Genomic DNA, 15,708 nt, shown 5'->3' with positions numbered 1-15,708 from the left:
TCAATCCCTTCATAGACGATTTTGTTTCTTTTATTATGTGTGAATGAAGATGACGGGTCAAATAAGAGAGTCGTGAGCGCACTGCTTTGAAAAAATGAACCCATTTGGTTTGTTCATTTGGTAAAATAATGTTGAAAAGAGATTTTTTTAGATTGGAGGGTCTACCCTTGAATATTCATATATCAAGCCTGCTTCAAAAAATGGAGGAAGCGGTTCAAAAAGCAAAGCAAAGTGGAAATGATGAAGAGGTGAAACGTCAAGTAGCGGCCATTTCTTCACTATGTGATGTCATTCTCGACGCACCATCAAAGGTGCAAATGCCGCAGTCGCCGGCCATCTCACCACCTCCATCGATACATACACCATCAGCGCCATCTGTGACTACAGATCAAGCCATGCTTGAGAAACTCATGGGCACAAGTGGTGCGAAGAAATTTCAGCAAAATGATGAGGGTCAAAAAGAGAAGGACGGGAACGGCGACTCTATTTTTGATTTTTAATGGTCTTGTCACGACAAAGGGAAGGTGATCGGTTTGAAACTATTTTTGGGCGCCATTCAGTGGATGGCATTTTTTATCGCAGCTTCTATCGCCGTACCAATTGCGATTGCACAAGCATTTGAATTGAACCAAGTGCAATCGGCGGAGCTGATTCAAAGTACTTTCTTTTCACTTGGTCTTGTGGCGATGGTGCAGTGTTTATGCGGCCATATGCTGCCGATCAATGAAAGTCCAGCAGGGCTTTGGTGGGGTGTGTATACCCTTTATGCCGGCATGACAGGTACAATCTTTGCGACGTATCCTGAAACCCTGCAAGCATTACAAGGGGCTTTAATTTTTAGTGCTGTTTTCTTTTTTATTTTTAGTTTATTTAAAATCATCAATTGGCTCGCGTCTTTATTTACGCCAGTCGTCACAGGCATTTACCTGCTGCTGCTTGTTGTGCAGCTAAGTCAGCCAATCATGAAAGGGCTGATGGGCATCGGCTATCGGGGAAATCAGGTGGACGGGCTTGTCTTTTGCTTATCGATCTTGATTATTATCCTCACCTTCATGATCAGCCGCTCCAAATGGCATTACTTGAGGCAGTTTTCTGTGTTATTCGCACTTGCAGGCGGATGGCTGTTATTCGCTCTACTCGGATTGGCGAAGCCGGTTCGAATTCCAGAACAAATCATCGAGTTTCCGAAGCTGTTTCCATTCGGTATGCCGGTCTTTGACAGCGGATTGCTTGTCACGTCCTTTTTTATAACGATTTTACTCATTGTGAACATGCTGGCAAGTATTCGAATTGTGGAAAGTTCAGTGAAGGCATTTGGTGAACTGCGTGAGCGGAAAAGAGCACGTCCTGCTGGTTTTGTCGCAGCATTTGGTCATTTATTAAGCGGGCTGATCGGGGCGATTGCGCCTGTACCTATTTCGGGGGCAGCAGGATTTATCCAGACAACCAAAATTCCTTCGAGAAAGCCTTTTTTCATAGGAAGTCTGCTTGTTGTTCTCATTAGTTTGTTTCCCCTGCTCATGAGCTTTTTCTCTGCATTGCCATCACCTGTGGGGCTTGCTGTAAACTTTGTGGTCTTCTCTTCTATGATTGGGATTGCGATGTCGGAGTTTGATCAGTATGAGAAAGAAGAAGTCCCGCGGATTCGCTTTGTTCTTGGGATTGCTGTTTTAGCAGGCGTAGGGGCGATGTTTGTGCCTCAGGGGGCCTTGAAAGGGATGCATCCTGTGCTCATTTCATTATTAAGCAACGGTCTTGTTCTAGGCACACTCATTGCGATCGTGGTCGACCAAGTCTTGTTACGAAAGAAAAAGAAATCCGACAATCTCGTGTCAACGTAAAGGGAAAGTTGAATGTCGCCCTTCACCCGCGCTATGATAAATATAATTGACGAGATAAGGAGAATGACGAATGAAACTATTTTTCATTTTAGGTGCTATTAACGCCATGCTTGCTGTTGGACTTGGAGCCTTCGGTGCGCACGGTCTAGAAGGGAAAATCCCTGAAAAATATATAGAAATATGGAATAAAGGTGTTCAATATCAAATGTTCCATGCCATTGGCTTATTTGTTGTCGCTTTTCTTGCAGATAAGCTGTCAGGTGTCTCCTTGGTTCCTGCCGCTGGCTGGGTGATGCTTGCAGGCATCCTTTTCTTCTCAGGAAGCCTTTATGTGCTGGCATTGACGCAGGTGAAGATTTTAGGAGCCATTACTCCTATTGGCGGAGTAGCATTTATCGCCTCTTGGATCATGCTTGTCATTGCAGCAGCAAAAAATTTATAAGCCAATAAACCGATGCTCTCATAGGGGCATCGGTTTTTTCTTAACTCCAGTAAGGGGTATAGTTGGGCGGTGCTTGATAATATGGGACGTAGTGAGATGGAGGGACAGGATGCGTTTGAGACTCATCCTCCCGGTGGCAAAATGGTCCGATAAACACACTTGGTTTCACAGGCTTTATCGCCTGCTTCCACTGTGTTTCGTTCATGCAATAAGTATGGGCCATGATGTGAGAAGGGGTGAGGGTGAGAAGGTCTGAGCCTAGGATCACTTCAGGTGTAGATGCGTTAAAAATGGCTAACAAATGAGTTCTGTCTTGGAGAGCGACTTCATAGTGCCACCAGCCTTGAGGCACGTTTGCCACCTGTCCAGGTGTGATGGTGTAGGTGTGCAGTTTTTTTGTAAATGGATTCAGCATCGATACGGCAGCAGAACCGGCTATACAATAAACAAGCTCTGCGGCATTTTGATGATAATGAGGCTCTACGACTTTGCTTTTACTCAAATATATATCCAGCAGGGACACTTGATCCAACGAGTTTAATTGTTTTTTTCCTAACACATTAATCAGGTTATGCTGATCGAATTTCACAAGGGGGCTTTGATTCAGATCGTATGAAAATTTGACATTTGGTGATGTATAATCCAGCTCAACAGTCATTGATGTCACCTCTAGGCTTTTGATAAAAACTACTAGGCATCTTATGAGCAGCGCCCTAGAGGTGTGACAAAAACCTAGACAAAAGAAAAAAAGCAAGGGCACCTGAGCCTTGCTTTTGCCATGCTTGACGTTATCTCGGAGAATACGTAGACATGGAGTATGGATAGTCGTATTGAATTTCCCCATCAAACGTAATGTAATCAAGATAGATCGTTAATAGTAAGTATCGTGTTCCTGTCTTATTATCACTAATGATAATGTGGTCACGTCCTGCAGCTTCAATGACGCCTCTAAAAATCTTCGAATTCCATTCCTTGCTCGCCTCAAATGTCATATAAATCGTGGCTACCTTGCCGCGGTTCAATCGTAAAATATTTTCAATATAGGACTGCTCAATAGGCAGCTGCCCGGTGACATTCTGCTGATAAACCGGTCCAGAAGGAATTTGATATGGCTGACCGCCGCCCTGCGTTCCTTGGCCTCCTTGTGAAGTGCCGGTAGACGGCATTGGCGAAAACCCCTGCTGCATTTGACCCTGCGTTTGGGGAGGGACTGAATAACCCATCTGCTGCGCAGGATACGGATTTGCTCCATATTGTTGCTGGCGAAAATCTTGACCTTCGAAACCCGAACCTTGCCCAAATTGATTTTTCAATTTCATAACGTTCCTCCTCTTTCCTCATGGTGTTCTAAACAGAAGGCGCTAAAGCACCTGTTGTTTCCATAGCATTCTTTCTCTCTTTCACACTATGAGACAGGAGGGGAGAATATGTACATTGAACGAAAAAAAGGAACTGCTATGCAATTCCTCAGCGTGAAAACAATCCCTCGTATTCTATCGGTACTCGTCTTTTTTACATGATCCAGTTTACAGCGTGCTGAATATCAAATAAAAGTGTCGTGATGAGAAAAAACGCGGCGAGCGGTGTGATCACAATGATGAAGGCTTGCCATAATTTGAGCTTCATCACAGCGACAATGCCTAAAATTGCCATTCCAAATATCCACGTCTTTGCATATACATCCGTAAGAGTTAAAAGATCGAGATAATACCATACTTCATAATGCTGATCTAAATATGGTGAGATTTTAACAAACGTATACGGACCGAGCATCCCAACAGTGAAAATCCAAGTAAGTGAAAATAAAGCAGAAGGGAAAAAGACCGTCAGTGTGCAGGCTTTGAGTATATCTCGATATGCCGTTTGACAGTCGAAAAAGAGACGGCCTAACCATTTAATCAGAAGGACACCGAAAAATAGAATCATATTACCTGCCAAAATACCATATCCCGCTCCTTGTAACAGAATAAAAGGGAATGGAATATGATTGCCCATATACTCGCTAAAATACCCTTCGTAGATCCAGCCCGTACCGGCGATACTTGCAAGGAGCATCATCAGCCAAATGGGAATATTGGAATGTTGATATGAGCGAATAATCGTTTTTGTCGCGACAAAAATTTTAAAAAATCGAAAAAATCCTTTTACTTCCTCTTCTTGGGAGTGATCATTCTTCATAGCTTCCAATGTTCTTTACTCCTTTAATACACACAAATGATTACTTATATTACCAAAAATTTCGCATTTTTCAAAGATAGATCAATAAAAAAATACAATTTTATAAAAAATAGGTCACTCTACAGTCTCTTTAAGAGGAGACACATATGATAAACATAGTTTGAAAGAGACCGAGGTGAAAACTTTGACAAAAGTAACTGTCATTATGACGAGCTACAACAAGGCGGCTTACGTCGGCAAATCGATTGAAGCGGTCCTGCAGCAGACGCTGTCAGACTTTGAACTTTTTATCATGGATGATGGATCAAACGAAAAAACCCTTGCTGCTATTGAACCGTTTCGCAAAGATCCCCGCGTTCACTTTATCCAAAGCGGTGTCAAAACGCTGGAAGAGAGAACAGCGAAAACTCGCTACGCCGTGCTGATTAATCAAGCATTAGAACTGGCAAAGGGCGAGTATATTTCCTATGCCACAGATGACAATGTCTACGCCCCGGACCGTTTAGAGAAGCTCACTCATTATCTAGATGCCCATCCAGGTAAAGAGATTGTCTATTCTAGTTCTAAAGTGATCTATTTAAATAGCAAAAAAGAGCCAGTGAAGGAAACGATTCGGCCGGCGCAAACAGTGCAATGGAATGCCCCCTGTGCCATAGATCATTGCTCGGTCGTACATCGTGCATCCATTTTATCAAAAATTCATGCTGAATTTGGGTCTTACTGGGACGAGAGTCCGCATTTTTATCGGATAGGGGATGCCCGTTTCTTTTTTCGGTTAAATCATTTTTATCCGTTCTATCCCTTTGATGAAATATTAGATACAAATTACATCACAGAACAGTCCATTCATTATCAGCTGGCAGAAGAAGAGAAAAGTGCCTTTATTCAAGCACTTCCCGAGCAGTCTACCTGCTGGGAGCTTCGCAGTATATTAAAACAAAAACATGGGAGGTGACCTGAAGTGTCGCACTATATTCATCATTATTGGCAGGTGTACTTTGAGTATGTGAATCTGATGAAGGATTTGTCCTACAAGCAAATTCCTCTTGGGTTGATCAGTAATTTTTATCAATATATCAGTCCTGAAGTGAGGGAACGCATGGAAGATGAAGCATTCGGTCAAGAACTGACAACCGCTTGTCCATTACCGGAAGAGATTCAGCCATTTTTTGATCAGCATAAACAGCAGATCAAGCGTGTGGCTTATCGTCCGGCGAATGGAAAGGTATTGCTTCACTTTGAACACCTGCGTTTTACGGAACAAAATTACACGCGGTTCCATCCAAACCAAACGGTGGTGCTCGCTCGCTGGAAGAAGGCGGATTATTACGGATTACCCGTGATCAGTAAGCCGGAATTAGCCGGAGAGGTTAATAAAGAAGCCCACGCTGAATATATTGAAAAAGCAAATGCTCTCCTTAAACCTTACGCTCACCACCCTGTCTTTGGCAATGTCTTTTTTAGAGGAAAGCTGCGGAAGGACATTGTGCAATTTATTGATGTCATTGACCAAATAGAAATGCTATTTCAAATGCAGCCGATTGCAGCTGTTATTGTTGGAACGACAGAGGATGTCTACAGCCGCGTACTCGCTTTGCAAACAGTGAAACGCCAGCTTACGAGTATCTGTCTTCAGCACGGCGCGCTTATGGGAGACGAAGCCTTTTTACCGATTTTCACGACTTGCCATGGGGTGTTTGGAAAGTATGAAAAGGACTGGTATGTAGACAAAGGCTGTCAGCCGGAACAGGTAGAAATCACAGGTCATCCGAGGTTTGATTTGGTGAAGGAGCGAACGCCGCTTCAACAGGATCTCATTTTTCGTAAATTGAACTTCAGTCCGGCTAAAAAGACCGTGCTTGTGGCAACGCAGCCGTTTTCTGAAGCCTTTTATGGCGATGTTCTTAAAACGATCGCCAAACGGAAAGACATTCAGCTGATTATGAAGCCGCATCCTTGGGAAATTGCTCGAAATCGATTAAATGACTATGTGACTATTGAACGAGCGGGAAATCATGTGAAATTGATTAAAAAAGAAATTGACCTGTATGACTTGCTGCCATATGTGGATATCGTGATTACGCTCACATCAACAGTTGGTCTTGAAGCCATGCTTTTTGAAAAGAGTGTGCTGATCGGGAAAATGACAGAAGGCAGAAGATACCCATATTACGAGTCGCTTGGCAGCTATCATATGGAAAACCCTGTTGAACTAGCTGAGAAAGCCATTCGTATTTTGTCGGATGAACAAGAGATGAAACTGGCAAAGCAGCAAGGAGCTCAGTTCATTAAACAACATTATCCGCATGCGCGATCTATCGATGTTCTGCTTTCTCTGCTCAAAACAAAAACCGGTGTGGATTTTCAGAGATGAAGATAGGGGTGTGCAAGTGATATGGGAAAAAAGAGAGCACAATTTCTTCCTTATGCTCTGCCTTTCATTCAGCAGGAAGAAATTGATGAAGTCATTGGAACATTAAAGTCCGGCTGGCTGTCAACTGGACCAAAAGTAAGACAGTTTGAAGAAGAATTTCAGCAGCTGACAGGTGCAAAACATGCGATCGCTGTCAATTCATGTACGGCTGCTTTATTTTTAGCGTTAAAGGCAAGAGGGATTAGGGCTGGGGATGAGGTGATTACAACCCCTCTGACATTCTGCGCAACAGCCAATACGATTATCCATACGGGAGCAGCGCCTGTATTTGTCGATATTGATCCAGCGACACTCAACCTTGATGCAGAGAAACTAGAAGCGGCGATTACACCACACACAAAAGCAATTGTTCCTGTTCACTTTGCCGGTCAATCGTGCGATATGGACCGGATTTTAGCCATTGCCAAAAAGTATGATCTATTTGTACTTGAAGATGCTGCCCACGCTCTTTACACAACGTACCACGGTCAGCCCGTTGGATCCATTGGTGATGCGACCGCTTTTAGCTTTTATGCAACGAAAAACCTAGCGACTGGTGAAGGCGGCATGCTGACAACAAATGATGATGCGCTTGCGGCTCGGATTAGAAGACTAGCGCTCCATGGGATGAGCAAGGGAGCGTGGAATCGTTATGGAGAAAAAGGAACGTGGTATTACGAGGTCGAGGAACCAGGCTATAAAATGAACATGTTTGACGTGCAGGCATCGTTAGGGCTTGTTCAACTAAGCCGACTAGATGACATGCAGGCGCGGAGAGAACAGATTGCAAAAGCATACAATCAGGCTTTTCAAAAAGAAGCGGGTCTGATCCTGCCGCCTGTGCATCAAGAAGGAAGACATGCATGGCATTTGTATGTACTGCAAGTGAATCCAAAAGAAGCATTTATCACGCGTGATGAACTGATTGATCAGCTGCAAAAGGAATATAAAATCGGCACGAGTGTTCACTTTATCCCTGTTCACTTGCATCCATACTATCAAGAAACATATCACTATTCACCGGAGGATTTTCCTGAGTCACTTGCATACTACAAGCAGACGCTCTCACTGCCGCTCTATCCAAGTATGACAGATGAAGATGTGCAGGATGTTATCACAGCGGTGTTGTCTATTTTAAAAGAACAGAAGGCATTATCATGAAGGTCGTTCATGCTGTAGATGATCAGGTGCTGGCTGCTTGGCTGGAGAAATACGGTCAACAAGCGGAACAAATGAACGGCTTCAAGCAGTTCGCTCTTGTTAATGGCGCACAGCTAAAGGCAGTCCTGCTATATGAATGGTCAAAATGGGAAAGCGGCATTTTTCATCAGCATATTTTTCATGTGAAGTTTGTCGAAGCGGAGTCAGCGTCTGCTTTTCAAGAATTGATGGAGCGTTTCATCAATTGGATGAGAACAGAAAAATGCGATTTTTTCTTTTTACGTCTTGAAGCGTCTGATCTTGAAAAAAACCGCATCGTCCAAAGGCTGTCACATGTGTACTATGTGGGCGGTCTCACTCGTCTTGAGGCGCCGCCTGTTCAAATGGAGATGCCATCTACAGGTGAAGATGTGGTCATCAGTCTGCCGGATGAAAAGGATTACGATGAGGCGGTGTCACTTGCTCATCAGGCGTTTGTGAAAAGCCGGTATGCACTTGATCCTTTTTTAGATCAGAATGCCGTCCAGCATTTCTTTCAGGAATGGATGAGAAACAATTTACTCGGACGTGCAGATATCAATCTCGCAGCAAAGGTGAACGATGAAGTCATTGGTTTGATTCAAGGGGTGACAAAGGGCGATGAACTGGTACTTGATTTATTGTCCATTAGAGCGGATGCACAAGGAAAAGGGATCGGGAGAAAGCTCGTGATGGCGATGATTAACGCCTCTCATGAGAGAGGGCATCGGTTTATGTCTGCCGGAACTCAGATGCATAACACAACCGCGATTCAACTGTACGAAAAGCTGGGCTTTAGAACAAAAAATGCCTTCTTGTATTACCATGTGTGGCCGAAAAAAGGAGAGAGGTAAGATGGCGCATTTCTATATCGGAGATCGCAAAGTAGGGGATGGCGCGCCTGTCTTTATCATTGCAGAGGCAGGCATTAACCATGATGGAAAGCTGGATCAGGCGCTTGCTTTAATTGATGTGGCAAAGGAAGCAGGTGCCGATGCGGTGAAGTTTCAAATGTTTCAAGCTGATCGGATGTATCAAAAGGAACCGGGTTTGTACGAAACAGCCAAAGGGGAAGAGGTGTCTATTTTTTCTTTAGTGGAACAAATGGAGCTGCCGCCAGAATGGCTCCCGGTGTTATTGTCACGTTGCGCGGAAAAAGGGCTGATATTTTTAAGCACAGTGTGTGACGAAGAATCTGCGGATCTATTGAATCAAACCGATCCGCCGGCTTTCAAGCTGGCATCCTATGAAATCAATCATTTGCCTCTTATGCGTCACACGGCATCTTTTCAAAAGCCCATCATATTCTCAACAGCCGGGGCAACGATTTCGGATGTCCATGAAGCATATGAGGCGATTACAAGCGAGCACAATCAGCAGGTCGCTATCATGCATTGCGTAGCAAAGTATCCAGCACCTAGAGCTTACACGAATCTCCGCGTGCTTCAAACCTTAGCTGCGGCATTTCCCGAGGCAGTCATTGGCTTTTCTGATCATAGTGAGCATCCAACTGAAGCGCCTGTGGCCGCTGTGAAGCTTGGGGCAGCAATCATTGAAAAGCACTTTACAGTCGATAAAACGTTACCTGGGGCTGATCATTCCTTTGCTCTTGATCCTGAAGAATTGAAGGAAATGGTTCAGCATATTCGAGCGGCAGAAAAGCAGCGGAATCTAACAGAAGCTGACACTCATTCAGTGCCAGAAGAGCTCCTTGGCAGTTCTTATAAAACGACAACAGCTATTGAAGGCAAGATTCGTGAATTTGCGTATCGAGGCATTTTTACGACAAAAGGCATTGCGAAAGGCGAGACATTGACCGCAGAAAATCTAGCCGTGTTACGTCCAGGACAAAAAAGCCAAGGTCTGCATCCGCGGTATATGGCGATTTTACTTGGCGCAAAGGCTGTCAGAGATATCCCAGCCCATACAGGGGTTTCGTGGAAAGATGTACTCATGCAGGAGACGCCAAATGATCAATGATGTCCTTTTTGTCATACAGGCGAGAATGGGCTCAACAAGGCTGCCAAAAAAGGTGATGAAACCGATCGGCGGTATGGCGCTGATCGACCTGATTGTTGAACGAGTAAAGCAATCAGATCATTACAATCACAAAACGCAGAACCTCATGATCGCCACAACAGTTGAGGCAGAAGATGATCTGCTGGCTCATTATTGTTTATCAAAGGGCTATAAAGTATTTCGTGGCAGTGAGGCGGATGTACTGCAGCGATTTGCGCAGATTTTCCGTCATTTTGAACCGCAAACCATTGTGCGTTTAACAGGAGATAACCCATTTATAGATCCAGTCCTTTTGTCGAAAATGCTTGAAAAACATAGACAAGAGAAGGCTGATTACACGTATACGGCTGGAACGCCACTCGGTATTTCCGGGGAAATGATCGACGCACAGATTTTAAGTGAAATCGACAATTTTCCCCTTACGCAGCCAGAGCGTGAGCATGTCACGCTCTATATCAGAAAGCATCCTGAGCAATTTTACCTGCAATTATTCACACCGCCCAAAGAACTTGCATATCCTGCTTATCGATTCACGATTGATACAGAAGAAGATTATGTGTTTGCGACCCGTTTACTAGAGAAAGCAAACGGCTCCATTGCTGTGCCTACGGCTGAACTCATCACCATTTGCGAACAAGACCCTGATATTGTTCGGCTGAATCAATTTGTGAAACAGAAGGATGCTGAATGAACAAGAAAATCATGATTGTTGTGTATGGTGGGTTTTTAAGAGGGATGGGTCATGTCGTCAGAATGAAACGGCTGGCAAATCAACTGCTTCAAGAAGGAAACGACATATCTTTCTATACAAATGAACAGATCTGTGTAGAAATGCTCTCAGGTCCAGATTGGCACGTTCATTTGGTGCAGGAGTCGAAGGCATTCCTTCAGATGGAGCAGGACATAAAAGAGCTGAATCCAGATCTTCTGCTGATTGATGTACTTGATTGTGACCTCCAATTTCTTCGATTGATCAAAGCGTCCTCCGGCTCTGCAAGGCTGGTTTTATTTGAAGAAATAAGAGCAGAAGCTTGTCAGCTTGCCGATGCTGTCGTGAACGGCATTTATGGCGGTCTGGACGAAAAGTACATGCAAGTAGATGGGACAGAATATTTTTATGGAACACCTTATTTATTGTTAGATCAAGAGATAAGCCGATTAAAAGACACATATGAGGTTCGAAAAGAATGCAAAAAGGTGGTCATCAGCCTTGGGGGCAGTGACCCGCGTGGATTGTTATTAAAGACTGTATCAGCAATCCTCGAAGCGGACCACTTACACATTTTAGCGGTTACAGGAAAAGCCTCCCGCATTGAAGAACAAATAGAGGCTGAGCATATTCAATTCATTCGTCATACAGATCAATTACCTGCGCGTCTCTCGGAAGCTGATCTGGCAATAGTTGCTGGCGGGATGACATTATACGAGGCAGTTTGTATCGGAGTGCCCAGTATTGTTCTTTCACAAGTCGACCATCAAGCAGTGACAGCCGCTCGTTTTGCACAAAAGGGAGCGTGCCACCATCTTGGATTAGGTGAACTTGTGGATGAAAAAGATATATGGTGTGCTGTGGAAAGACTGTCCAGCAGCTACTTTCTCCGCAGGAGCATCCATCTTAATGGACGGACACTCATTGATGGAAAAGGAATTGAACGAGTGAAAAACATTCTTATACACCTCATGAATCATCACCAAAAAGACTATAAGGATGTGTAGATGTGAAGGGAGTTATTTTAGCAGGAGGAAAGGGATCACGACTGGCGCCTTTAACGAAGATTTTCAATAAACATTTATTGCCGGTTGGTCCATATCCAATGATTTATTGGTCATTGTTCAAATTGAAGGAAGCAGGGATTTTAGATGTGATGGTCATATCACAAGAAGAACAAATCCCGTTGTTTCAAAAGCTGCTTGAAAGCGATCAGGAATTGGAGATGAACATCGTATATCAGGTACAGCCTGAAGCGTCTGGGATATCAGACGGCTTATCCTATGCAAAGCCCTTTGTAGAAGAGGAAAAATTTGTGCTGATGCTTGGTGATAATGTATTTGAGGATTCGCTAAACCCTTTTGTTGAAGCTTTTCAGCAGCAAGATAGAGGAGCCAAGGTTCTGTTGAAAGAAGTGGCAGATCCAAAGCGATTTGGCATTGCAGAAATTGATGCTGCCCGTCAACAGATTTTATCAATAGAGGAAAAGCCGGAGCATCCGCGCTCATCCTACTGCGTCACGGGCATCTATTTTTATGATCAAGAAGTTTTTCAATATATTGAGAGAATCTCGCCGTCAGATCGAGGCGAATTAGAGATTACAGACGTGAACAATCTCTATATCTCAAATAGCCAGCTGACCTATGATATGTTAAAAGGGTGGTGGATTGATGCAGGAACGCATGAATCTCTCCACGAAGCATCTGCGAAAATGTTTGAAACGATGAAGAAAAAAGAGGGATCCGAATGACGAAGTCTTATTTAATTACAGGCGGAGCGGGTTTTATCGGACTGAATTTTGTGAAGCTGCTGCTTCAGGATACAAATGTCAGGCTCACCGTTTTTGATAAATTAACATATGCCAGTCATCCAGACGAGATGGATGAATTATTAAAGTTGTCTCATTTTCGGTTTATTCAAGGAGATATTACCCTTCAGCATGAGCTGGATCAAGTATTTGATGAAGTCTATGATGCGATCATTCATTTTGCGGCAGAATCGCATGTTGATCGCAGCATTGAATCGGCAGAGCCTTTTATTCAAACAAATGTCTTTGGAACGTATCGTATGCTTGAAGCTGTTTTAAAAGGAAAGGCGAAAAAGCTCATTCATATTTCAACAGATGAAGTATATGGAGATTTGGAGCCAGATGATCCTGCTTTCACAGAACAAACACCACTCTCACCGAACAATCCTTATTCAGCAAGCAAGGCGAGTTCAGACCTGCTTGTAAAATCCTTTATCCACACTTACCAATTACCCGCGATGATTACACGATGCAGCAACAATTACGGACCGTATCAGCATGAGGAAAAATTAATACCGACCATTATTAGAAAAGCAGTCAATGGAGAGAAAATCCCGATTTATGGAGACGGCCAGCAAATTCGCGATTGGCTGTATGTAGAAGACCATGCGAGAGCTGTGAAGAAGGTGCTCGAAAACGGCACAGCCGGGCAGGTATACAATATTGGCGGCGGCAATGAGAAAACAAATCTTGATTTAACCAAAACGATTCTATCGCAGCTTGGAATCAGTCATGATCAAATTGCGTTTATTCAAGACCGAAAAGGACATGACAGACGGTATGCCATTGATGCAAGTAAGCTAAAAGGCGAGCTCGGCTGGACGCAGGAGACGTCATTTGAAGAAGGTATCGAAAAAACGATCAATTGGTATCGAACCAAATACGATCAGAGCGAAGAAGGGTGACGGATGAAAGTTTTAATCACCGGTGCAGGCGGCCAATTAGGGAAAGAATTGAGCAGACAGCTCAAAGAAAAAGACATGACCGTCATTGCCTTAACGAGGAACATGCTCAATATCACAGACCAGCAGGCAGTTAGACATGCGATGAGACACTATCAGCCTGATATTGTTGTCAGTGCAGCAGCCTATACATCTGTTGATCAATGTGAAACAGAAACCGAAAAGGCGTATCTTGTGAATGGCATTGGCGCCTACTATACAGCCCTGGAAGCAAAGCGCGCAGGCGCTGATGTGTTACATGTCAGTACAGATTATGTGTTTGACGGGCAGGCGGACACCCCTTACCAAATCGATGCACAAGCAGATCCTCAAACCATTTATGGAAAGAGTAAAAAGCTTGGTGAGGAATTGATTCAGCTTGTGTCAGATGAAGTGAAAATCATTCGTACCTCGTGGCTTTATGGACATGAGGGGCATAACTTTGTGAATACCATTCTTCGGCTCGCTGAAACGAAGGATCATTTGCGCATTGTGAACGATCAAATAGGGTCTCCTACTTATACAAAGGATGCAGCTGAGGCCTTGATTCATTTGTTTGATCAGAAGGCAGGCGTGTATCATGTCAGTAATCGAGAAAGCTGTTCCTGGTTTGATTTTGCGTCAGAAATTGTGATGAAAAGCGGACTGTCCGCCACAATTGAGCCGATTTCCACGGAAGAGTACGGCTTCCAAACGCCTCGCCCAGCCTATTCTGTCTTAGATCTTCAAGCGATTGAAGCCACAGGCTGGCAGCCGAGGCATTGGAAGGATGCACTTTACGAATATTTGCAGAAAGAAGGGAGATGGCAACAGCATGATTGATGGTGTTCAAACGAAAAAACTTATGAAACATTGTGATGACCGCGGCTTTTTTGCAGAGCTCATTCGAGATGATGAACCGATGCTGAAACGCTTTGGGCAGGCGTCATGGTCGAAAAGCTTTCCAGGCGTGATCAAAGCCTTTCATTATCATGAAAAACAAGACGACGTTTGGTTCTTCCCCGCAGGTCATGCACAGGTCGTGTTATATGATTTGCGTGAGGACTCTCCCACAAAGGGGCAAACCGATGTGTATTATATGGGGGAAGACAATCCGATGCTGCTTCTTATCCCAAAGGGTGTCGCGCATGGCTATCGTGTACTAGGTGAGACGCCGCTGCAAATTGTGTATTTCACAACAGAATCGTATGACCCGAATAACCCAGATGAAAAGCGAATCGCCTGGAATGACGAAACGATCGGGTTTAATTGGGAAACGACATTTAAATAGAGAACGGGGGGCCTTTCGCAGGAGAAAGGTCTTTTTTTGTTGAAATACATTCTATATGTGTCATTTTATGTATATGTACTAAGCTGATAAGAAAAGGGATGTGGATGAGTTTGTCTAAAAGAATTGCGTTTGTAACAGGAGCAAGTACAGGGATTGGAAAGGCCATCGCCGTAAAGCTTGCCGCTCAAGACAATGTAAAGATCATCATCAATTCTAGAAATCAATCCTCACTAGAAGAAGCGCAGCAGCACATTGGGCGTATGGCAGAAACAAAGGAGCCGGTGGCTCTTTTCTGTGGGGACATGTCAGATGAAGGAGTGAGGGCTGAGGCTTTTACGAAAATAGAAAAAGAGTTTGGCAGACTGGATGTGTTGATTAATAACATTCCAGGGGGGAAGCCGGATACCTTTGATTCGTGTGACAGCGAGCAGATGATGGCAGTATTTTCTCAAAAAGCCCTTGCGTACATTGATACGATGAAGCGTGCGGCAGCGATGATGAAACGACATGAGTATGGCCGGATCATTCAAATTGTCGGGAACCTATGGAAGGAACCTGGCGACCAAATGTTTACGAACAGTATGATGAATGCAGCGATTATCAATGCTAGTAAAAATGCTGCCACACAGCTTGCACCTTCAGGGATCACAGTGAATTGTTTAAACCCGGGATTTATAGCTACAGATCGGTATGAACAATTTATCGGAAACATGATGCGTAAACAGGCATTTTCGCGGGAAGAAGCTGAACAGGCTGTAGCGTCAGGAATTCCAATGAAAAGAGTGGGGTCAGCGAGTGAAATGGCTTCATTGGCCGCTTTTATCGCATCAGAGGAAGCCTCCTATCTTACAGGACAACAAATATCCGTCGATGGTGGTTCGATGAAAAGTATATGACATCAAAAACCCG

The 15,708-nt window shown here is 44.0% G+C and carries 18 protein-coding genes; 15 read left to right on the top strand and 3 right to left on the bottom strand.

All coding sequences use genetic code 11. The annotated features are described in order from the left end of the window. Positions 1-167 precede the first annotated feature (167 nt). The 3 genes from BA81_RS06850 to BA81_RS06840 all read left to right on the top strand — a co-directional run bounded on the left by BA81_RS06850 (position 168) and on the right by BA81_RS06840 (position 2,283). Positions 168-500 (top strand): YwdI family protein, encoded by a 333-nt coding sequence (locus tag BA81_RS06850; protein WP_034281287.1) that lies wholly within the window; start codon positions 168-170, stop codon positions 498-500. Between the two features lie 33 nt (positions 501-533). Continuing rightward, positions 534-1,841 carry a purine/pyrimidine permease gene (locus BA81_RS06845; RefSeq protein ID WP_034281286.1) on the top strand — a complete coding sequence of 436 codons (1,308 nt, stop codon included), beginning with the start codon at positions 534-536 and terminating at the stop codon, positions 1,839-1,841. Positions 1,842-1,911: 70 nt separating this feature from the next. Beyond that, the gene (locus tag BA81_RS06840) at positions 1,912-2,283 is read left to right on the top strand and encodes a DUF423 domain-containing protein (protein WP_025093833.1); all 372 of its coding nucleotides are present in this window, start codon (positions 1,912-1,914) and stop codon (positions 2,281-2,283) included. 40 nt (positions 2,284-2,323) lie between these two features. Here the strand turns inward: BA81_RS06840 and BA81_RS06835 are convergent, their stop codons facing one another. From BA81_RS06835 to BA81_RS06825, 3 genes are all read right to left on the bottom strand, one after another. Then, entirely contained in the window at positions 2,324-2,941 is a 618-nt protein-coding gene (locus BA81_RS06835) for a cupin domain-containing protein (protein WP_034281285.1), read from the bottom strand. A gap of 130 nt (positions 2,942-3,071) precedes the next feature. Then, the gene (gerQ, locus tag BA81_RS06830) at positions 3,072-3,602 is read right to left on the bottom strand and encodes a spore coat protein GerQ (RefSeq protein WP_024426405.1); all 531 of its coding nucleotides are present in this window, start codon (positions 3,600-3,602) and stop codon (positions 3,072-3,074) included. A gap of 193 nt (positions 3,603-3,795) precedes the next feature. Further along, positions 3,796-4,461 (bottom strand): hypothetical protein, encoded by a 666-nt coding sequence (locus tag BA81_RS06825; protein ID WP_227001751.1) that lies wholly within the window; start codon positions 4,459-4,461, stop codon positions 3,796-3,798. Between the two features lie 184 nt (positions 4,462-4,645). Between BA81_RS06825 and BA81_RS06820 the strand changes: the two genes are divergently transcribed. The 12 genes from BA81_RS06820 (at position 4,646) to BA81_RS06765 (ending at position 15,695) form a co-directional block, all read left to right on the top strand. Then, positions 4,646-5,416 (top strand): glycosyltransferase family 2 protein, encoded by a 771-nt coding sequence (locus BA81_RS06820; protein WP_034281457.1) that lies wholly within the window; start codon positions 4,646-4,648, stop codon positions 5,414-5,416. A gap of 6 nt (positions 5,417-5,422) precedes the next feature. Continuing rightward, complete coding sequence (locus tag BA81_RS06815; RefSeq protein WP_034281283.1) at positions 5,423-6,835, top strand: capsular polysaccharide export protein, LipB/KpsS family; 1,413 nt, start codon at positions 5,423-5,425, stop codon at positions 6,833-6,835. 21 nt (positions 6,836-6,856) lie between these two features. Continuing rightward, positions 6,857-8,035, top strand: coding sequence for a DegT/DnrJ/EryC1/StrS family aminotransferase (locus tag BA81_RS06810; RefSeq protein WP_034281282.1), 1,179 nt, complete (start codon positions 6,857-6,859; stop codon positions 8,033-8,035). Then, on the top strand, positions 8,032-8,907 hold the full coding sequence (locus tag BA81_RS06805; protein WP_034281281.1) for a GNAT family N-acetyltransferase: 876 nt from the start codon (positions 8,032-8,034) through the stop codon (positions 8,905-8,907). Before BA81_RS06810 ends, BA81_RS06805 begins: the two co-directional genes overlap by 4 nt. Position 8,908: 1 nt before the next feature. Next, positions 8,909-10,033 carry an N-acetylneuraminate synthase family protein gene (locus BA81_RS06800; RefSeq protein WP_034281280.1) on the top strand — a complete coding sequence of 375 codons (1,125 nt, stop codon included), beginning with the start codon at positions 8,909-8,911 and terminating at the stop codon, positions 10,031-10,033. Continuing rightward, a complete protein-coding gene (locus BA81_RS06795; RefSeq protein WP_034281279.1) occupies positions 10,023-10,763 on the top strand; it encodes a cytidylyltransferase domain-containing protein in 741 nt (246 codons plus the stop codon). The genes BA81_RS06800 and BA81_RS06795 overlap by 11 nt, the downstream gene beginning before the upstream one ends. Beyond that, positions 10,760-11,788, top strand: a complete 1,029-nt coding sequence (locus BA81_RS06790) for a PseG/SpsG family protein (RefSeq protein WP_034281278.1) — start codon at positions 10,760-10,762, stop codon at positions 11,786-11,788. The genes BA81_RS06795 and BA81_RS06790 overlap by 4 nt, the downstream gene beginning before the upstream one ends. Before the next feature lie 2 nt (positions 11,789-11,790). Beyond that, on the top strand, positions 11,791-12,531 hold the full coding sequence (locus BA81_RS06785; RefSeq protein WP_034281277.1) for a sugar phosphate nucleotidyltransferase: 741 nt from the start codon (positions 11,791-11,793) through the stop codon (positions 12,529-12,531). After that, positions 12,528-13,493, top strand: coding sequence for a dTDP-glucose 4,6-dehydratase (gene rfbB, locus BA81_RS06780; RefSeq protein WP_034281276.1), 966 nt, complete (start codon positions 12,528-12,530; stop codon positions 13,491-13,493). The genes BA81_RS06785 and rfbB overlap by 4 nt, the downstream gene beginning before the upstream one ends. Before the next feature lie 3 nt (positions 13,494-13,496). Beyond that, the gene (rfbD, locus tag BA81_RS06775) at positions 13,497-14,351 is read left to right on the top strand and encodes a dTDP-4-dehydrorhamnose reductase (RefSeq protein ID WP_034281275.1); all 855 of its coding nucleotides are present in this window, start codon (positions 13,497-13,499) and stop codon (positions 14,349-14,351) included. Beyond that, on the top strand, positions 14,344-14,799 hold the full coding sequence (locus tag BA81_RS06770) for a dTDP-4-dehydrorhamnose 3,5-epimerase family protein (RefSeq protein WP_034281274.1): 456 nt from the start codon (positions 14,344-14,346) through the stop codon (positions 14,797-14,799). The genes rfbD and BA81_RS06770 overlap by 8 nt, the downstream gene beginning before the upstream one ends. 104 nt (positions 14,800-14,903) lie before the next feature. Then, positions 14,904-15,695 (top strand): SDR family oxidoreductase, encoded by a 792-nt coding sequence (locus BA81_RS06765; protein ID WP_275937016.1) that lies wholly within the window; start codon positions 14,904-14,906, stop codon positions 15,693-15,695. Positions 15,696-15,708 lie beyond the last annotated feature (13 nt).

Origin of the sequence: Bacillus safensis FO-36b, from assembly GCF_000691165.1 — a bacterium.
Lineage (GTDB): Bacteria > Bacillota > Bacilli > Bacillales > Bacillaceae > Bacillus > Bacillus safensis.
This window is presented reverse-complemented; position numbering and strand designations above follow the sequence as displayed.